Origin of the sequence: Streptococcus sp. 1449, from assembly GCF_013276805.1 — a bacterium.
Lineage (GTDB): Bacteria > Bacillota > Bacilli > Lactobacillales > Streptococcaceae > Streptococcus > Streptococcus pseudopneumoniae.
The window spans coordinates 1-19871 of the sequence record NZ_VMLS01000093.1 but is presented as its reverse complement, the minus strand read 5'-3'; the positions used below and the strand labels follow the sequence as shown (position 1 = coordinate 19871).

Sequence of the window (19871 nt, the reverse complement as noted above, 5' to 3'; positions counted from 1 at the left end):
CTCCTTTATTTATTCTCACGACTTTCTGATAGAATCTTGCGGATAGTGCGCACGCGCACCTCCGATTAATTTTGGACGACTAGCCAGCGCCGTTACATGGGCATGACCAATCTCTCTCAAAAGAGGGCGAATCGGAACCTGAACATGCTTGACATGCATACCAATTGCAGTATCTCCGATATCCAATCCAGCATGAGCCTTGATAAATTCAACCTCAACTGGATCTTGCATAAACTTAAAGGCTGCCAATTGACCTGAACCTCCTGCATGGAGAGTAGGAAGGACACTGACGATTTCCAGACCAAACTGCTCTGCCACCTGACGTTCAACGACGAGAACCCGATTGACATGCTCACAGCCTTGAACAGCTAGATGAATTCTTTTTTCTTCTAGGAAATCTAGGATGGTCTTCACAATGATTTCGCCAATTTCTTGGCTGGATTCCTTGCCAATCTGACCACCTATCACTTCACTAGAGGAAAGACCCAAAACAAAGATAGATCCTTGCTTCAAATTGGCCTTTTCTAAAACATCTTTCACTATCTGACGTGTTTCTCTTTGAATCTGTGTCTCGTTCATCTCTGCTACCTCTTTTGTCACTATCTATCATACCGTTTTTTCTTGTTTTTAGCAAGATAGACGACCTGGAAAGCTTGCCCAATTACGCATAAAACTCCCAGAATTGACTGGGAGTTAACTAGTTTCTATTCTATTTATGTATATTTCAACCGTCGTTCCTTTGTCGGGTGCAGAATCAATCTTCATCTGGTAATGTTCTCCAAAATGAAGTTTGAGACGCTGATCGACATTTTGAAGACCAACTCCCCCACGTTTGAGTTGACTTTGACTACTATCACCAGCATCTTGGAAGCCAACTCCATCATCCTCAATGCGGATGACCAATCCTGAATCCTGTTTCTGAACAGAAACTCTAATATGTCCCTGACCTTCCTTCTCCTTGATGCCATGGTAAAGAGCATTTTCCACCAGAGGTTGCAAAACCAACTTGGGCAAGACTAGGTTATCAAAGGCAGGATTTTCAGCAATCTCGTATTCCAGCTTATCTCCATAGCGTTGTTTCTGGATAAAGAGATACTGGCGGACATGATTGATTTCATCAGACAGGCAAATCAAGTCCTTACCTTGATTGAGTGCCAAGCGGAAATAGGTCGCCAAGGACTTGGTCACCTGAACCACTCGCTGACTATCCTGAAATTCAGCCATCCAGATGATGGTATCCAAGGTATTATAGAGGAAATGGGGGTTAATCTGGCTTGATAGGGCTTGAAGTTGGTACTGACGGGTCGTTTCTTCCTGGCTACGAATAGCTACCATCAACTGATCAATCTGATCCAACATGGCATTAAATTGGCGAGTTACTTCTCTCAGTTCATAGGCACCAACTTCCTTGGCACGAAGATTTTGAGCACCAGAAGCAATTTCCAACATGGTTTCTCTCAAGTCCCTTAAAGGAGCAATCCAGCGTTTGAGACTTAACCAAACCAAGAAGAGACAGACAAGAAGAGATGTGACACTTGCCCCAAGCAAGGTCCACATGAGTTGACTCCGAACCTGGTCTAACTTCTCCAGCGAAGACACGCCAAGCACCGTCCAATCAGTTCCTGCAATCTTTTCTTGACTGACGTAGGATTGGTGATCTAGCGTATAGCCCTGACCCGTCTCGATATAGGATTTCATGGCCTCCATTTCGCTAGACGAACTATAAACTGTGTGTTGAGGATGGTAGACAAATTCATGATTTTCATTGATGATAAAGGCAAAGCCCTGCTGCCCCAACTGAAGTTGGTTAAGATAGGCTTCCAGAGTTTCATAAGAAATATCCAAACGAAGCACGCCCAGATTAGCTCCCTTTGCATCAAGAAGTTCTTGAGTGACAGAAATGACCCATTGACTATCTGATTTACGAGCTGGAGTCAAAATAGGCATGGCTCCCTGATGAATGGCCTTTTGGTACCAATCCTCAGCCATCATATCAGATGAAGTTTTCATCTGCACACTGTCATCTGTAGAAATGACCTGACCAGATTTGGTCACCAAAACCACTGCTTTCAAGTCCTGGTCTGCCTTTAAGATGGTCAAAAATAGATCTCGGATTCCCTTGACCTTATCTTGACTGGGATTCTCAGCATAGGCTAGGACATCCGTCTGCTGGGTCAAACCGGTCGAGGTGGTTTCTAATTTTTTAATATAAGACTGAATAAAGTGGCTAGTCTGGCTGATGGTCGTTTGGCTGTTGCCCTCAATGGTGGCCTCAATGGCTGAAGAACTAGATTGATAGTAGAAAGTTCCAACCAGAGCTAGGAGAATGAGAAAGACCAGAAAGATGGAAATAACCATTCTAACTAAAAGAGAAGAACGCTTCATCGGTCTTCTCCCTTCTTAAACTGACGAGGTGTCACACCTGCAATCTGCTTAAAACGTTGGGTAAAATAGTTCATATCTTCAAAACCAACCTTTTCGGCTATCTCATAAATCTTTAAATCTGTGGTCAGAAGCAAGAGCTTGGCTTGTTTGACACGTTCTCTCACCAGATAATCCTGAAAAGGCAGGCCCAACTCTTTCTTAATCAAAGAACTCAGATAAGTTGGACTAAAGCCTAAGTCACTGGCCAAAGACTTTAAACTAAACTGGCTATCAGCCAGATGGGACTGGATTTTCTGGGCCATGTTTCCTTCAAACTTATCGGCCAATAAATCTTGTAACTGCTCTTCCTTCTCTTCCTTATCTAGTTTTTGCTTGATTTTCCCCAACATTTCCTCAATATCCTGACGAGAAAAGGGCTTGAGCAGGTAGTCATCCACACCGAGTTTGACAGCAGACAAGGCATAATCAAAATCATCGTAGCCTGTCAAAAAAACTAGATGAACCTGAGGATAGGTTTCCCGAACCAGACTGGCCAACTGGATGCCATTTAGCTGAGGCATGTTGATATCGGTTAAAATGATATCTGGCACCTGTTTTTGGATCAATTCCCAAGCCTGCCTTCCATTTTCAGCCTGACCGATGATTTCCATATCGTAGGCTGCTACATTGACCAACTTGGTCAAGCCCTGTCTTACCAGATATTCATCTTCTACGATTAAGATTGTATAGGTCATGCTTCTCTCCTTTACCACTTACTAGTATCAGTATAGCAAAATTCTCCTCTCACTGCTTAGGAAAGACTTCTTATACTCAATGAAAATCAAAAAGTAAACTAGGAAGCTAGCCACAGGTTGCTCAAAGTACCGCTTTGAGGTTGTGGATAGAGAGACTGGGCAAAAAGTCTTTTAAATTAGAGAACGCATAGTATCAGGTATTAAAAATCCTTGATATTATGTGTTTTATTGTTAGAAAATTTGCTTTATTTTCTCCTCAAATTGAGTTTTTGCTCCGTCTCAACCCTACCCACGGTAAGGCGACGCTGACGTGGTTTAAAGCGATTTTCGAAGAGTATTAATCAACATAATCTAGTAAATAAGCGTAGCCTTTTTCTTCCATTTGGTCTTTGGGAATAAAGCGGATAGAGAGGCTATTGATACAGTAACGTAAGCCGCCCTTGTCCTGTGGACCATCCGTAAAGACATGCCCAAGGTGAGAATCTCCTACTCGGCTCCGCACTTCCATACGCGTCATATTGTAGGACTTATCTTCCTTGTAGGTGACAACATCTGGACTGATGGGTTGGGTAAAACTAGGCCAGCCACAACCAGACTCAAACTTGTCCTTTGATGAAAAGAGAGGTTCGCCAGTTACCACATCCACATAGATACCAGATTCAAATTTATCCCAGTAGCGGTTTGAGAAAGCCCGTTCTGTTTGATTTTTTTGGGTGACTGCATACTCCTCAGGTGACAGGGTCTTTTTCAATTCTTCATCACTTGGTTTGGAATATTTGCTGGCATCAATGACAGGATAGGCCGCCTGATTAACATTGATATGGCAGTAGCCATTTGGATTTTTCTTGAGATAGTCTTGGTGGTAATCCTCAGCCACTACGAAATTCTGCAGACTCTCCTTTTCAACTGCTAGAGGCTGATCGTACTTCTTAGCCACCTCATCAAAGACTTGGTTAATCACCTCTAGATCCTTGTCATCTGTGTAGTAAACACCGGTACGGTACTGGGTTCCCACATCATTTCCTTGTTTATTCTTACTGGTTGGATTGATAATGCGGAAATAGTGAAGCAGGATTTCCTTGAGAGAAATTTGATTGGCGTCATAGGTGACATGAACAGTCTCCGCATGACCTGTTTGGTTAATCAATTCGTACTTGGTTGTTTCCCCTCTACCATTTGCATAGCCTGAAACGGAATCTGTTACCCCAGGAACTCGAGAAAAATACTCCTCAACTCCCCAGAAACAACCACCAGCTAGATAAATTTCGTGCAAATCTGCATCTTTACTAACTTCTGTTTTTTTCACTGTTTTTCCTCCTTGGCTAACTGCCGCTTTCTCAATTTGCGAGGCATCTGTCTGCCCTGCATTTCTCATCAATAGAAAATAGAAACCGGTTATGGCTAGAAAAAATACTCCTAGCAACATGATGATTTTTAACTTATCATTCATAGGACACCTCCTAGGCTAATTCCTTCAAAGTTTGTAAAATTGCATCTTTTTCCATGAAACCTGGTTGCGTTTTGACCAATTTTCCTTCACCATCTATAAAGGCTTGAGTTGGGTAAGAACGGACGCCATAAGTTTCCAAAAGTTTGCCTGATGGGTCAACTAGGACTGGGAAATTTTTATAATCTAAGCCCTTATACCAATTCTTAAAGTCCGCTTCAGATTGCTCCCCCTTATGTCCTGGTGACACTACTGTCAAGACCACATAGTCGTCGCCAGCTTCTTTAGCAATTTCATCCGTATCTGGAAGACTAGCCAGACAGATGGAACACCAAGAAGCCCAGAATTTGAGATAGACTTTCTTGCCCTTGTAATCAGACAAGCGGTAGGTCTTGCCATCTACTCCCATCAATTCAAAATCAGCCACCTCTTTCCCTTTAGCTGCGCTTGTTTTACTAGCTGTCTGCTCCGTCTTCATTTCATCTTTCGTTTGGTGTTCACTAGTCATGGACTTGCCTGAACAAGCCGTCAAACAAAGGAGCGAACCTGCTCCAAGAACACATGTTTGCCATTTTTTCATATTGATATTCCTTTCCATTTTATTCAAATAATTGACTTAAAATTGAAGCATTTCCAAACAGAACCAAGAGTCCCATCACAATAATGAGAAAACCACCCACTTTTTTGAGGATTCCGAGATAGGGATGAAGTTTTCGGAAATGTTTCAAAACATAACTAGAGGTCAGAGCTAGAAGCAAGAATGGTAGCGCCAAGCCCAACGTGTACACCAACATGAGACCCGCTCCCTGCCAAGCACCTGAGCCACCTGAAGCCGCCAAGGCCAAAACAGAGCCAAGAACCGGCCCCACACAAGGCGTCCAAGCAAAACTAAAGGTCAAGCCCAATAAAAATGCCTGACTATAGCCCTTACCATTTTGCCCCTGTCCTTGCAGTTGTAACCTCTTTTCCTTATAAAGCCCCTTAAAGTGTAGAATCTCCATCTGGTGCAAGCCTAAGAGAATGATAACCGCACCCGTCACATATTGAAACCAAGAAGCATAAAGCAAGTCGCCTAAAAAACCAGCTCCATAGCCCAACAAAATAAATATAAAGGAAATTCCTGCTATAAAGGCCAGAGTTCGTAATAAACTAACAACTGAGATGGAAAATTTGCCACTAGAAGCCTGAGCACTATCCTTATCATCTAGTAACACCCCTGCATAGACTGGTAACAAGGGTAAGATACAAGGAGAAAAGAAGGATAGAATCCCTGCCAAAAAGACACTTAGAAAAAAGAAAATATGACCCATAAAGTTCCTCCTATCATTTTATTGATAGATTTATTATACTCCTTCCATTTTCGAAAAAACAGGGACAATGATAGGGAAAAATAGGAATTTAATCAGATGATTTAGAAATCTTGGACAAAAACTATACAAAAACTGTCAAAGCACAAAAGCGCATAGTATCAAGGCTTTATAGAACCTTGATACTATGCGCTTTTGTAATGGATAAATAGTTAGTCTTTTCTAAAACTAGGATCTTTCAAACTCTGTATACTGGCATTGATCACCGCACCTAGGATAACAATTTTAGCAATCAAGATAAACCAAAACATCATAACAACAAGAAGAACGGAACCTAAAATTCGGACGTCCACTAAATGATGGACATAGTAATTGAGATAACTAGAGAACAGAGTTAGTAAACCTAAAATCACTAAGAGAACAAAGGCACTGCCTGGTAGGGTATAGCTAATTTTCCTGTTAGATAGATTGGGAAGAAAATAATAAAGCATGACCAAGATAGCAAAGAGGAGGGCGTAAGTCAGAGGACCTGCCAAACCTTGTAAAGCCTGATAGATAATGCCATCTTTTGTCCAATAATGAGCAAGTAAAGCCAAAATCATCTGCCCAAATAAGCTCAGAAACAAGGCAAAAGCAAAGAGGATCTGTAAACCAAAACTGACTAGGAGACTTACCATCTGATGGGAAATAAGTCCACGACTCTTTTCGACGCCATAAGCCTTGTTAAAAGCTTTTTGCAAGAAATTCATAGATTTTGAAAAACTCCATAACGCCGATAAAACAGAAAAACTCAATAAACCTGTTGAAGGTTGGGTCAAGACTTCTCTGGCTATTTTTTCCACACCTTCATAGAGGCTTGGGGGCAGGACATCTTTTACAAATCCCAGAAATTCTCCCACAGGAATCTGAAAATAGGGGAGGATATTGACCACCACCAAAAGCAGGGGAAAAATCGAAATCAACCAATAGTAGGCTACTGCGACACTGGTCAACTCACTATCTGATGCTTGATAATAATGCAAAAAGGCTTTTAATAGAGGCTTGTCTATCAGCTCTTTCCACCACTTTTTCATGTCACACTCCTTCACTTATAATCTTATACTCAATGAAAATCAAATAGCAAACTCGGAAGCTAGCCGCAGGCTGCTCAAAGCCCTGCTTTGAGGTTGTAGATGAAACTGACGAAGTCAGTCACATATATAATCCAAGGCGACGCTGACGTGGTTTGAAGAGATTTTCGAAGAGTATTAACTAATTTCTTCTTACCAATTCCACCATATCATACGGCAGGGTATTGGCAGCTTCCTTCAAGGAATAGTTCTCTAAGTTATTGACATTTTGTCGTAACTTCTTGGCATACTTGGTCGTAATCAATCGTTTTTCTTCGTATTCGAAAATCAACTTGCGCTCCAGATAATAGCCCCTCAGCATTTCATCGATATTGTTAGGCTTAACGCGATTGATAACCCGTTCGACAAAGGCACCACTGCTGATAATAGCTGTTTCTCGAAGACGAGACTCCTGCATAAAACTAATCAAAGAGCGTCTATAGACTCCCTTCAGGTTTTCCAAACTTTCAATAATCATCTCTGTATTGGCAAGATAGAGCTCTGCAATTTGGTCATAATCAAGAGCACGGAGACGGCTTTGCTCCTTGTCCTTCCAGCTACGGAAAGTCCTCCCGAGAGTAAAAACTTCATGAAGGAGAAAACGTAAAATCCGCAAAGAAACAAGGAAATAATAGGTCAATCGTGACGCAAACTTACGATTGATTCCTCGTTCTATGTTTTTCAGATAACGTTGGTAAACTCGGTAAGCACGATTGCTAATGTTCCCCTCTTCATAGGCCTGTTCCAATCCATCACTTTCAATACTAAGAATCAAGAGTTTCAAAGCAGCCCAGTCTTCTTGATCATCCTGGTTTTCTTGGCTTAAAATGAGATTTTCAATACGTCCATGGTAATTGTCAATAGCCGCATAGAGGGGAAGTTTATTTCTGGTGTCTTCCAACTCTTTTTCCAACTCCAGCGTTACTTCATTCAAAATGGCGATATGCATGAGATAGTCCTTGCTTTCTTCCTCTTCATCAGAAAGATAAGGCAGAACCAAGAGACCTGTTAAAAAGCTTACAAGCGTCACACCTGCGACAAGGAAAAGTAAGAGAGGATACTCCTGTTCTAAATTACTTGGTATCAAGAGAATCGTAGCAATCGACACCGTTCCCTTGACACCAGAGAAGGTCAAGAGAAGCATGTCCTTCATATACTTATTTAGCTTTTTCTTGAGACGTCTAGTCCTATAGGCAAAATAGCCATAGATCATGACAAAACGAATAGCAAAGAGGACAAAGGTAAGGGTGACAAGAGATGCCAGCAAGAGCAAGGGATTATAGATTGGATTGGTCAAGATAGGCTCTGCTATCATTTCCAACTCCATTCCTAAAATCACAAAGACAGAACCGTTGAGCATAAAATTCACTGTATGCCAAACTGTCTCGGTCACCGTATCCACTTGGGCTTCGAGGAGCGTGATTTTCTTGAAGCGACTCGCCTTTAAAATCCCAGCAACTACGACGGCAATAATCCCTGAAACGTGGACTTCTTCTGCCAGGAAGAAGGTTACCAAGGGTAAACTCAATTCCAGAAGGAGCTCACTAGCAATATCCGTTGCTCGCACACTTAGCAAGAAGCTATGGAGGAAACGATTAGTCATGGCTGTTAAAAAGCCAATTAAAAAACCGCCTAGGATTGAAAAGATAAGCGAACTGCTAGCTTGCCCCAGAGAAAAAGCTCCAGTTGTCCAAGCTGTCAAAGCTACCTGAAAAGCCACCAAACCAGAAGCATCATTCAAGAGTCCTTCGCCCTTAAGGATATTGGACACGCGCTTAGGAAAGCTAAAACGCTCCGAAAGAGAGGCAAAGGCCACCAAGTCCGTGGGACCAAGGGCTGCCCCAACAGCCAAGCAAGCTGCCAAGGGAAGGCTGAACCAAAGAAGATGGGCCAAGCCACCCAAACTCAGGGTCGAGATAAAAATCACTGGAAATATGAGATAAACAATGATTCGCCAGTGTTTTAAAATAGCCGTAACATCTGCTTCTTCAGCCTCTCGGAAAAGCAAGGGTCCGATAACCAGTGCCAAAAACAACTCCGTATTAAGGTGAAAGTCAGTATTGGGTAAAAAGAGACCAATCACAATTCCCAAAAGAATCTGCACCAAAGGGAGAGGCAAAAAGGGCAGGAGCTTATTGGTTGTACTTGAGACAATCAAAACCAGTAAAAATAGGATGAGGTAAATCAGTAATTCCACGCACGTCCTCCTTAATCTTTTTTACAACAGGATTCAAATATCTCCTTCTGCTCTTTGATTTTTTGGTCAATCTTGGAACAGTCTTTGTGCTCAATTTTTCTCTGGCACCGTTCCATTTCAAGAGCAACTAATTTTTTCTTGATTTTAAGCATTTTTTTGCTCATATGCGCTTGGTCTAGCACACCCACCGCTCGTTCGTGGTGGGTTGATTCAACAAAATTCTGGCGCATGGCATCCAGCTTTTCACGTAGGTATTGTTTATCCATGTTTATATCTCTCTAATTTTTCAATCATCACTAAAAATGGTGGATTGTTGATTTGGTTTAAAGTTCGGTAAATGGTAGCTGTGTACTCTTGTTGGTTCAACTGGCTCACAAAATCCAAGACAGCATCCCTCTCGAGGTCGCCTCCATCATGACCATAGTAGATCATAATGGCAATCCGTCCACCTTTGACAAGTAAGCTACACAGCTTTTCTAAGGCTTCAATCGTTGTCTGAGGTTGGGTAATGACTGACTTATCAGCCGACGGCAGATAACCCAGATTAAAAATCCCTGCCTTGGCTTCTGTCACAAACTGGTCCAGTGTCTCATGACCTTGCAAGATTAACTGGGCATTTGTCAAGCCAGCCTGATGCAAACGCTCTTGGGTCTTTTCCAAGGCTTGCTTCTGAATATCAAAGGCATAGACTTGCTTGGCTAGCTTGGCTAAAAAAAGCGTGTCATGACCATTTCCCATAGTCGCATCCACTACGACATCCTCTTTTGTCACGACCTCAGCCAAAAAATCATGTGCCATCTCAAGTGGTCTTTTCATTTTCAAACTCCTGTTTTACAGCCTTGCATCCTTGAACACTTCCACGACGTCGCATCTCCATCTCAATGCTGTTGAGAGCTTCCCATTTATTGAGGCTCCACATAAGCCCAATCAGCATATCCCTAGGTGCATCTCCTGTGATTCGATGGATGACGATATGTTTGGGAATGATTTCCAGTTGGTCACAGATGACCCTGACATATTCGTCCTGACTCATCAATTGTAAACGTCCCTCATGGTAATCTCGTTGCATACGAGTATTTGTCATAAGATGGAGCAAATGCAGTTTAATCCCTTGAATATCGTTATTCGTGACACAACGGCGGACATTTTCAACCATCATCTCATGGGTTTCACCAGGCAAACCATTAATCAAATGGGAAACAATCTCAATCTTGGGATACTTTCTCAAACGCTTGACCGTTTCCACCTACAATTCATAAGAATACGCACGGTTAATCAGGTCAGAAGTTGCTTCATAAGTAGTCTACAAGCCCAATTCAACCGTCACATGCATGCACTCCGATAACTCAGCCAAATATTCGATGGTTTCGTCTGGTAAACAGTCTGGGCGCGTTCCAATATTGATTCCTACCACACCTGGCTCATTGATAGCCTGTTCATAACGCTCTCGAATAACTTCCACCTTTTCATGGGTGTTGGTAAAATTTTGAAAATAAACCAGATACTTCTGAACATCTGGCCACTTACGATGAATAAAGTCAATTTCCTTATAAAATTGCTCACGGATAGGCGGATCTGGGGCTACAATGGCATCTCCAGAACCGGAAACCGTACAAAAAGTACAGCCTCCATGAGCCACAGTTCCATCACGATTGGGACAGTCAAATTCCGCATCAATAGGGACTTTAAAAGTCTTTTCTCCAAAGAGTTTTCGATAATAATCATTCAAGGTATCATAAGATTTTATAACTTTCATTATAACAAAAATCACCCACAATCTCAAAAGCCTGACTTTCCTATAAATTCCTCTGTTTCTCGTTTCCATTAGCCTTTTTTTATGATACAATATGGGTATGATTTTAATGAAATTAGCATCTATTTTATTATTGATACTGACCTTAGTCGTCTGCATTATCCTAACCAAACTTTTTAGATTAAAAAAACTAGGACGAAACTTTGCGGATTTGGCTTTTCCAGTCTTGGTATTTGAGTATTACTTGATTACAGCTAAAACCTTTACCCATAATTTCCTCCCTAGACTGGGGCTAGCCCTCTCGTTCCTAGCCATTATTCTCGTCTTTTTCTTCCTTTTAAAAAAACGCAGCTTTTACTATCCTAAATTCATCAAATTCTTCTGGCGTACAGGATTTTTATTAACCCTTATCATGTATATAGAGATGATTGTTGAATTGTTCTTAATGAAATAGTCGAATCCCTAAGCATTTTCTAGGGATTTTTGCTTTCTCTACAAAATAGTATAGACAATAACACTATACAATTTTATACAAAGAAAAGAGTCTGGGACAATAGTCTCTTATATCCAAAAAAGGCAACGGATTTGCCGTTGCTTTTTTGCATGGTTACGATAGTCTTGGTAAAATAGAATTGCTTAATAAACCATTTAGAAAGGCTATCCCATGCATATTCACTATAACACAAATCAAACAACTTTACCACTAGAAATCAGTTCCTTCTTGCCACAAGACCATCTCGTCTTTACGATTGAAAAAGTGGTGAATACCTTGGAGGATTATCACTTCCACGCCTTCTATCATGCCTTTGGTCGCCCGTCTTATCACCCAAAAATGCTTGTATCTGCTCTTCTATTTGCCTATTCACAAGGGATTTTCTCTGGGCGAAAAATTGAAAAAATGATGATTGAAAATCTGGCTATGTAATACCTAACAGGGCAGTTGGTTGTCAGCTATCGCACCATCAATCGTTTTCGAGTCGCTGAAGGGATGGAAGACCTTATTCGTGATCTTTTCATCGACCTCAATCTTCGTTTAAAAGTGGAAGAGTTAGTGACCTTAGATTGTCTGTTTATTGACGGAACTAAGATTGAAGCCAATGCCAACAAGTATAGTTTTGTGTGGAAGAAAACGACAGAGAAATTCTCCGCCAAACTTCAAGAACAGATACAGGTCTATTTTCAAGAAGAAATCACTCCCCTTCTGATTAAATATGCCATGTTTGACAAGGAACAAAAGAGAGGGTATAAACAGTCAGCTAGAAACTTAGCGAATTGGCACTATGATAACAAGGAGGATAGCTACACACATCCTGATGGCTGGTGCTATCGTTTTCACCATATCAAACATCAGAAAACACAGACAGACTTGCAACAGGAAATCAAGGTTTACTACGCCGACGAACCTGAATCAGCCCCTCAAAAGGGACTGTATATGAACGAAGGCTATCAAAACTTGAAAGTTAAAGAATGTCAGGCGCTTTTATCTCCCCAAGGTAGACAGATTTTCGCTCAACGCAAGATTGATGTGGAACCTGTCTTTGGGCAGATAAAGGCTTGTTTGGGTTACAAGAGATGTAATCTGAGAGGGATGCGTCAAGTGAGAATTGACATGGGATTGGTACTTATGGCCAATAACCTCCTAAAACATAGTGAAATGAAATAAGAACAGGACAAATCGATAAGGACAGTCAAATTGATTTCTAACAATGTTTTAGAAGTAGAAGTGTACTATTCTAGTTTCAATCTACTATACAATAAGAGAACGACTCAAAATTAAAAAGCTAGAGTTCCGCAATTGGAAATATCTAGCTTTTTTGTGGTTGAGAACTATTTTGTCTCAGGCTCTTTATCTTCTATTTAGGACAAGAGTTTTTCTTTGGTCTTTAATGATAAAGAAGGTATCAAAATTTCTAGTCTTCTTTTTTACCTTTAGTAACTACTAATCCTGCACTCAAACCTAGAAGAGCTAAACCTGCTGCTACTGCTGCTTGGCTTGCCGCACTACCTGTATTTGGTAACTGGGCTTTATTAGTTTGACTAGCTTCACTTGAATCAATTGGTTTTGTATCTGCTTTTTCTGACACTTGTGGTTTTTTAGCTTCTTGAGCTACTGGTTTGGTTCCAACCAAGATGATGCGGTCTGTCGGAGCTTCTACCACTTCACGGAGTTTTTCTTCCTTACTTCCATCAGGATTAATCGCTGTAAAGATACGTTCTTTACCAGTTTTTCCTTCTTGTTCTACACGAGTTTCACCTAGATACAGTGTTGAATCTTTTTTCTCAACTGTCTTGTATGCCAAATCTTTTTCAACAAATTCGAGTTTTGGAAAATCTTCTTGTACAGCAGCAACTGTCTTCTCAGAAACTGGTTTTTCCTTAGTCAACTGGATACGGTATTCCTTGACTTGTTTTCCACTTTCTGAAACGAGGCGAACAAGTACTGGAAGACTATCTTCTCCACTATCTACCACAGTCGAAGCTACTTGATTGTTTTCTTCAACTGAGACTTTTGGCCGTTGACCTTTATAGGTGATTTGGTAGTCTTGACGATCTTCAGCGAAATCAGCAAGTTCTTTTCCATCTACAAGAATCTTCGATTGAGTGCTTTCTTGAGGCAATTCGCTTGGTGCAAGGAAGGTCAGCTCAATCATCGCAACACCGCTCTTATCTGCTTTACGCTCCATACGCCATCTCATAGCTTTGGCTTTGATAGCTTTAAATGTTACGTTGATTTCATCACCAGCTGCAATGTCTTTATCCGCACGATAAGGCACAGCTTCCCAATTTTCTGGATTGTTAAATGGATGTCCAGATTCGTAGGCTTGGTAGTTTGAATAGTAGATAGGCACTTCAAAGTCTGGGCCGACATAACGTTCCAAAACAAGTTTAGATGGTGCATCTGTACCACTATCTACAAAGAACTGAACTTTTCCTTGTGCAACAGTCCGTTCTACAATCTTACCATTTTCACGGAAGATTACGCCTGCTGATACTTCTGGATTGGTAGACGGTCTTGCAGACCAGTTTGTCCAACGACGATTTTCTGAATGATCTCCGTCATTGAGATAATCCACACGGTCATGGGAGTTTCTATCAATATCGTTAGTGGCTGAAGCAAAGGCCTGGTTACTGTCTTCATCATACTCTGGGTTATCTGAAAGAGCTTCGCCTAGTTTGTCTGTCACTCGTACAGTGAACTCAGCAACAAGATCACTACCAAGGACATGGCCTCGAACGGTAAATTGACCTGCTTTTGTCAGATTTTCTGCTTGAACTTCTTCCCATTCAACTGACAAGTCTTTTGTTTCGTAGCCGTCTTTACCTGTGAAGTAAACTGGAACCTTAGTCGGCAATTCAAGTGCTTGACCTACTTGTACCAAGCGAGCTTGTTTAACCGCAGCAACTGGTTTATAAGAAAGTAAGTTCTTATCCTTAGTGAAGTGCAGACGGTATTCTCCTAAGATGTCGCCATTTTCAGCTTTCGCGATGACACGAACTGGCTCACCTTCACGAACGCTTGGAACGACGGTAGCGAGACCATTGTTGCTAACACTTGCTGTGACTGCCGGAACTTTTCCATCTACAGACTCAAGGTAGTAGTCTGTCAAATCAGGGTTGAAGTTTGCTAAGTCTTTGCCGTCAACTTGGATTCTTGTTTGTCCTTGTTTGGCTGCCGCAACTTGTTTCGCAAAGATTTGTACCTCTGTGATAGACGTTCCACGCTTGTTATCTGCTTTAACCATGCGAATACGAATAGCATAGGTTTCAACTTTATCAAAGCTAAAGTGGTTCATTTCTCCAGCCTTGAGTTGAGCAGGGGCTTTTAGATTAGTAACTGGTTTCCAGTTGGCAGAATCATTAAAGACATGGTCCTCATTACCAACAAAACTAGGGGTTTTAGGAGCTGTTGGGACAGTCTTACCAACATAATACTCAATCACATAAGACTTCGGTGCACCAACTCCATGGTCTTCGTGGAATCCGACACTTAGATTATCAACGGAGCGTTTGCTCAAGATACCTGAATCTCCAAACAGAACACCGACTGAAGCTTCTGGATTACTACGATTCCAGTTTGTCCAACGATTGGCTGGTTGGTTATTGTAGGAAATGAGCTTGTCATTAACATTTGAAACTGGGTCGCTTGGATTTGAATCTGAAGCAAAGGCAAGTGGCAATTCTGAACCGGTCCATTGGTCAGAAATGTTTGCACCTTGCTCAGTTTGAGCAGATACGCGAACATGAAGTTTAGTTGTTAATCGCGTACCTTCTAAGCGACCATTAACTGTAAAGACACCTTCCTTAGCGTATTGCTCTGGACGAATCGCATCCCATGCAACCTTAGCTGATGAAACGTGACCATTTGAATCATATGTCCGAACGCTTTCTGGTAATTGTGGTGCTTCTGCGATTGGAGTTGTCACACTGACTTCTTCAACTGAAACGATACCTTCTACAGAGACTCTTGCACGCGCTTCAAGGTCAATTCCTTCAACTTTACCTAGTACTTCAAAGGTTTGATAGGAGTCTAGTTTTTCTTTCGGAATAGCTTGCCAAGTGACTTTGTGAGCTTTAGGGAAACCTTTGTCATACTCAACCGTTACTGTTGACGGAAGAGTAGGTTCTTGGTGTAAATCTGTCACTACATTTACTGGACGGATAGATTGCGCAATCTTCTTCTCAGTATTGGCCTGGATAGTGAGATCAACTTGGCCTTTAGCTCCCTCATATTCCGATTTGAGAGTGACTGCTCCTGGCTTATGTAACTCAAGCATTCCTTTACGAATTGCGACTTCCCCTTCACCACTTGTAGAGAAGGTTACTTTATCAGCTGGTAATACAGCTTGCGTTCCATCTTGATAGTGAGCTCGAACCGACAATTTGACAGTTTGGTCTTCTTTGAGACTGTCAGCTTTTTCCACTTGCAAGCTCAAGTGAGCAATTTTTGGTGCTTCTTCAAGGAATTGAATTGCATAGGTTTGAAGAGGGCCACCATCTTTAGGCTGAATAAAGATGCTCGCACGCATGCCGTTTGCTGCGCTTGCTTGAAGAACTGTCACATCAGCATTTTCAGCACTTGCTGTGACTTCTGGCAGTTGGGCACCATAAGATAGAGTACGATATTGCATTGGTTGTCGACTAGTAAGACCTGTTACTGCCTCACCTCCAACAGTAACAGTTGGCACTACAGGTGCTGCAGCATTTCCTTCTTCTACCACAAGGGTTGCATGAATTGGTTGACCTTCTAAATAACCGGTCGCTTGAATACGAGAACCTGGAATTGCTAACTTAACTTTATCTTCTTCGGCAATCTCCCACTTGTCCACTTCATACTCTTGTACACTTCCATCAGTCAAAACATAGGAAACAGATTTGTCTACAGAATTCAAGTTAGTATTTGGAGCAATACGTTTAACTGTTGGTAATTCTTTCGCAATTGCTAGAACCTCGACATGAGCCTCTACCTCACGTCCATTTGCTGTACCTTTAACAGTCACAACTCCTGCTTGACTAACATCGACTTGAGACCAAGTTACTGGAAGTTTTTCACGACTACCGTCGCTGTATACAAAACCTACTGTTTTCGGCATTTTTGGTTCTTTACCAATTAATGTACGAACTCTTGCTACTTCTGTCCCCAAAACAGTCTTCTCTTGTCCTTCTTTCTTACCAGTAAAGACGGTAACTTGGTCCGATTTCAAGAGATCTGAGTGGGCAGTCAGAGTGAATTTACCTGCTTGTTCAGTTGATTTAACGATGGCAACCCCTTTACCGTTAAAGGCTCTACGGATCCATGAACCATCTGCTTGCGCCTTATAGCGTTCTCGGCTGGCTTGTTCCCCATTATCGACACCGACTAGTTGACCTTGTCCATGCAATTGGAAACGAACCAAATTATTGGCAGTTGGTACAACATTTCCTTCACTGTCTACGATTTCGTAGTAGATGTAAGTCAAGTCTTTTCCATCTGCGGCGATGGCGTGTTCTTCCTTGACGAGGCGAACTCCTGCTGGTTGCCCTGCAGTGGTAATCTTGTCACGTGCAATTTCTTTTCCAGCTTCATCGCGAGCTACAGCTTCCAAGGTACCTGGTTGGTAAGCAACCTTCCACTCAAGATAGAGTTCCTTAGCATTCGCACCTTCTTGGTAGGTACGACCATCGCTGGTTTGTTTTTTGTTGAAGGTCTTAAGACCAAGAGATTTTCCATTCAAGAACAATTCTACACTAGAAGCATTCGAATAAGCACGAACTGGAATCTTACCTTCTGAGTCAGCTACTTTGGATGCTAATTCTTTGTTTTCCCAGTTCCAGTGAGGAAGAAGGTGTACCATCGGTTTCTTCTTAACAGAAACCCATTGGCTTTGGTAGAGATAGAAGTCATGTTTTGGAATGCCGGCTGTATCTACGATACCAAAGTAAGAGCTCTTAACAGGAGTTTGATTTTGGTTGTGCCATGGTGTAGGTTCACCAATATAGTCCGTACCTGTCCAGATAAACTGTCCAGCATAGCCAGCGTTGTCACGGTCAAAAGTCCATGAAGCGGTTGCTGTTTTCCCCCAACCCACACGATCATTCCCATAGTCAGACTGTTCATAATGACGCTCAGGTCCATTGCTATGTTTCAATTCACGTTCAGGGCGATAGTAACTTCCACGTGTACGGGTAGCTGAAGATGTTTCTGATCCATAAATCAACCATTTTGGATGCTTAGCTCTAAGGGCTTTGTAATTATCTTCAGAATAGTTAAATCCAACAGCATCGAGTTCATCAGCAATTTTCTCATGCCCTCCGCTACCATTACCGAAACGGAATTTATCTGCTCCCATGGTAACATAGCGAGTCTTATCAACATCCTTGATAACCTTGACCAAACGTTTAACAGTTGCTAAAGAGTGGGCATCACCATTAGCTTCACCTATTTCATTACCAATTGACCACATGAAGATAGCAGGGTTGTTTTTGCCTCTTTCGACCATGGTACGTAGGTCAAAATCAGACCATTTTTCACCTTTTCGAGCTTCTGGGTGAGTGGCATCTTTTTCAAAGAAACGTCCATAGTCATAAGGTTTCTTGCCACCATACCAAGTATCAAAGGCCTCTTCCTGAACGAGTAAACCTAGTTCTGCTGCGATTTGCAAGGTTTGCTCACTAGCAGGGTTGTGGGTTGTACGGATGGAGTTAACTCCCATCTCCTTCATTTGTTTGAGACGACGGTATTCTGCTTTATAGTTTTCTTCTGCTCCAAGCGCCCCATGGTCGTGGTGCAAGGATACTCCATGGAATTTAATACGTTCACCATTCAAAGAGAAACCTTCATTTGGAGTCCAGTGATAGTAACGGTAACCAAACAAATCCTTCTTAGCATCAACCAATTGACCGTCACGGTAAACACGCGTAATCAATTCGTACAAGGCAGGTTTGTCATTTAAAACGGTCCAGAGTTTTGGTCTTTCAACTTCTAAAATCGCATCTAGGCTTGTTGATTCATGTGCTTTTAAGGTACGACTCTCTGTACGTACTAGACCTGTCACAGCCTGACCACCACGTTCAACGATTTGATATTCTGCTACAAGTTCATGGTCTTTGTCGTCCGTATTGACGATTTTGCTGGTCACATGAGTTTCAACCTTGCCATGTTGTTGTTCTTCAAGTTTTGGTGTTAAAATAGTTGTCCCATTTTTCTCAACATGCACCTTATCTGTCACTTGTAAAGTCACATCACGATAAATACCACTTCCTGAATACCAACGGCTACTTGGCTGTTTGTTGACTGCATGGACAGCAATCACATTCTCACGACCATCTTTGTTCAAATAGTTAGTGATATCATATGAAAATTGGTTATAACCATTTGGATAATGCCCCACTAACTGACCATTGACATAAACTTGAGAATCCATGTAGACGCCATCAAAAGTAAGGCGAACATGTTTCTTGAGGTCTTTTTCATCTAGTTTGAAAGTCTTGCGATACCAAGCTTCCCCACCGTTAAGCTGTCCACCTTCATTTTGTGCAGGAGATTCATGATCGAAATCGTTAAAAATACTCCAGTCATACGGTAAATCCAATTTTTTCCACGTAGATACATCTGCATCCGGTTTAATGACTTCCTTAGAATTTGCATTGAGTTTAAAGTGCCAATTTTGATTAAAATCCACTTTCCTGTCTTCAATCATTTGATTCACTTCTTCATTTGTTACAGCTTTAGCATCTTCCCTAAGCGGTTTTTCTTGACTTGAAGCTTGTGATTCTATCCTTGGAGCTTTTTCTTCCGGTTTAGCAGACACTTTTTCCTCTTTTGGAGTTACGGCTTCATCTTCTTTCTTCTCAGATGCAATAGCCTCAGTTGAACTAGATTCACTTTGTTCTGTCCTTTCAACTACATTTTTAGTTTCCAAAGCTTTATCAGCCTTTTCTTCTACTATCGTTTTTTCCTCTTTAGGTTTCTCAGCAGTATGAGTAATAAGTGTTTCATCCGCATAAACTACAGATTCTCCAGCTATATTTCCTCCTAATAGAACTGCACAAGTCCCAATCATTACTGAGCAAGCTCCCACAGCAAACTTACGAATGCTATAAACTCTTTTCCGATTCCAATGGCCTTTCCCCATAAAACCCTCCTTATATTATATTTAGTGCAGTTAGCTACTGCCAAAGCCCAAGTGGTACACATTGTATGACAACCTAGTTTCAACAATTTACACTCTGTGAAAATCCAATTCAAACTTCGTCAGCGTCGCCTTGCCGTAGGTATGGTTACTGACTTCGTCAGTTTCATCTACAACCTCAAAACTGTGTTTTGAGCTGACTTCGTCAGTTTCATCTACAACCTCAAAACTGTGTTTTGAGCAACCTGCGGCTAGCTTCCTAGTTTGCTCTTTGATTTTCATTGAGTATGAAATAAGATATGCACAAATTGATTAGAAAAGTCAAATGAA

13 protein-coding genes and 2 pseudogenes are annotated in these 19871 nt (G+C 41.6%); 2 read left to right on the top strand and 13 right to left on the bottom strand.

Annotation, left to right across the window (positions count from 1 at the left end; genetic code table 11):
- Positions 1-15: 15 nt before the first annotated feature.
- The 11 genes and pseudogenes from HT687_RS11090 to HT687_RS11040 form a co-directional block, all read right to left on the bottom strand.
- Positions 16-579: a TIGR01440 family protein gene (locus HT687_RS11090; protein WP_001006359.1), complete on the bottom strand. Its 564-nt coding sequence runs from the start codon at positions 577-579 to the stop codon at positions 16-18.
- A 114-nt stretch (positions 580-693) separates the two neighbouring features.
- Positions 694-2385 carry a sensor histidine kinase gene (locus tag HT687_RS11085; protein ID WP_172924207.1) on the bottom strand — a complete coding sequence of 564 codons (1692 nt, stop codon included), beginning with the start codon at positions 2383-2385 and terminating at the stop codon, positions 694-696.
- Positions 2382-3119: a response regulator transcription factor gene (locus tag HT687_RS11080; RefSeq protein ID WP_138701170.1), complete on the bottom strand. Its 738-nt coding sequence runs from the start codon at positions 3117-3119 to the stop codon at positions 2382-2384. Before HT687_RS11080 ends, HT687_RS11085 begins: the two co-directional genes overlap by 4 nt.
- A gap of 337 nt (positions 3120-3456) precedes the next feature.
- Entirely contained in the window at positions 3457-4569 is a 1113-nt protein-coding gene (gene msrB / locus HT687_RS11075; protein WP_050207717.1) for a peptide-methionine (R)-S-oxide reductase MsrB, read from the bottom strand.
- 10 nt (positions 4570-4579) lie between these two features.
- Positions 4580-5146 carry a redoxin family protein gene (locus tag HT687_RS11070; protein WP_000759276.1) on the bottom strand — a complete coding sequence of 189 codons (567 nt, stop codon included), beginning with the start codon at positions 5144-5146 and terminating at the stop codon, positions 4580-4582.
- A 19-nt stretch (positions 5147-5165) separates the two neighbouring features.
- Complete coding sequence (ccdA2, locus tag HT687_RS11065; protein ID WP_000509841.1) at positions 5166-5876, bottom strand: thiol-disulfide oxidoreductase-associated membrane protein CcdA2; 711 nt, start codon at positions 5874-5876, stop codon at positions 5166-5168.
- Positions 5877-6085: 209 nt separating this feature from the next.
- On the bottom strand, positions 6086-6946 hold the full coding sequence (locus tag HT687_RS11060) for a YihY/virulence factor BrkB family protein (RefSeq protein WP_000759506.1): 861 nt from the start codon (positions 6944-6946) through the stop codon (positions 6086-6088).
- Positions 6947-7124: 178 nt separating this feature from the next.
- The gene (locus HT687_RS11055; RefSeq protein WP_138704537.1) at positions 7125-9179 is read right to left on the bottom strand and encodes a sodium:proton antiporter; all 2055 of its coding nucleotides are present in this window, start codon (positions 9177-9179) and stop codon (positions 7125-7127) included.
- 11 nt (positions 9180-9190) lie between these two features.
- Complete coding sequence (locus HT687_RS11050) at positions 9191-9445, bottom strand: hypothetical protein (RefSeq protein WP_000361085.1); 255 nt, start codon at positions 9443-9445, stop codon at positions 9191-9193.
- A complete protein-coding gene (locus HT687_RS11045; protein ID WP_000828433.1) occupies positions 9438-9995 on the bottom strand; it encodes a class I SAM-dependent methyltransferase in 558 nt (185 codons plus the stop codon). The genes HT687_RS11050 and HT687_RS11045 overlap by 8 nt, the downstream gene beginning before the upstream one ends.
- Positions 9979-10935 (bottom strand): annotated as a pseudogene (locus HT687_RS11040) (TIGR01212 family radical SAM protein). Before HT687_RS11040 ends, HT687_RS11045 begins: the two are co-directional and overlap by 17 nt.
- A 91-nt stretch (positions 10936-11026) precedes the next feature.
- Here HT687_RS11040 and HT687_RS11035 point away from each other — a divergent pair.
- Positions 11027-11386, top strand: coding sequence for a DUF3397 domain-containing protein (locus tag HT687_RS11035; RefSeq protein WP_000525406.1), 360 nt, complete (start codon positions 11027-11029; stop codon positions 11384-11386).
- 210 nt (positions 11387-11596) lie between these two features.
- A pseudogene (locus HT687_RS11030) lies at positions 11597-12595 on the top strand (transposase).
- Between the two features lie 247 nt (positions 12596-12842).
- Here the strand turns inward: HT687_RS11030 and bgaA are convergent.
- A complete protein-coding gene (gene bgaA, locus HT687_RS11025; RefSeq protein ID WP_172924206.1) occupies positions 12843-19544 on the bottom strand; it encodes an LPXTG-anchored adhesin/beta-galactosidase BgaA in 6702 nt (2233 codons plus the stop codon).
- Between the two features lie 87 nt (positions 19545-19631).
- Positions 19632-19823 carry a hypothetical protein gene (locus tag HT687_RS12105; RefSeq protein WP_055387816.1) on the bottom strand — a complete coding sequence of 64 codons (192 nt, stop codon included), beginning with the start codon at positions 19821-19823 and terminating at the stop codon, positions 19632-19634.
- Positions 19824-19871: the final 48 nt, after the last annotated feature.

What these genes read in the sequence shown, in the direction of transcription:
- HT687_RS11090 (WP_001006359.1), bottom strand. Translation starts at nt 579, where the DNA reads ATGAACGAGACACAGATTCAAAGAGAAACACGTCAGATAGTGAAAGAT.
- HT687_RS11085 (WP_172924207.1), bottom strand. Translation starts at nt 2,385, where the DNA reads ATGAAGCGTTCTTCTCTTTTAGTTAGAATGGTTATTTCCATCTTTCTG.
- HT687_RS11080 (WP_138701170.1), bottom strand. Translation starts at nt 3,119, where the DNA reads ATGACCTATACAATCTTAATCGTAGAAGATGAATATCTGGTAAGACAG.
- msrB (WP_050207717.1), bottom strand. Translation starts at nt 4,569, where the DNA reads ATGAATGATAAGTTAAAAATCATCATGTTGCTAGGAGTATTTTTTCTA.
- HT687_RS11070 (WP_000759276.1), bottom strand. Translation starts at nt 5,146, where the DNA reads ATGAAAAAATGGCAAACATGTGTTCTTGGAGCAGGTTCGCTCCTTTGT.
- ccdA2 (WP_000509841.1), bottom strand. Translation starts at nt 5,876, where the DNA reads ATGGGTCATATTTTCTTTTTTCTAAGTGTCTTTTTGGCAGGGATTCTA.
- HT687_RS11060 (WP_000759506.1), bottom strand. Translation starts at nt 6,946, where the DNA reads ATGAAAAAGTGGTGGAAAGAGCTGATAGACAAGCCTCTATTAAAAGCC.
- HT687_RS11050 (WP_000361085.1), bottom strand. Translation starts at nt 9,445, where the DNA reads ATGGATAAACAATACCTACGTGAAAAGCTGGATGCCATGCGCCAGAAT.
- HT687_RS11045 (WP_000828433.1), bottom strand. Translation starts at nt 9,995, where the DNA reads ATGAAAAGACCACTTGAGATGGCACATGATTTTTTGGCTGAGGTCGTG.
- HT687_RS11035 (WP_000525406.1), top strand. Translation starts at nt 11,027, where the DNA reads ATGGGTATGATTTTAATGAAATTAGCATCTATTTTATTATTGATACTG.
- bgaA (WP_172924206.1), bottom strand. Translation starts at nt 19,544, where the DNA reads ATGGGGAAAGGCCATTGGAATCGGAAAAGAGTTTATAGCATTCGTAAG.
- HT687_RS12105 (WP_055387816.1), bottom strand. Translation starts at nt 19,823, where the DNA reads ATGAAAATCAAAGAGCAAACTAGGAAGCTAGCCGCAGGTTGCTCAAAA.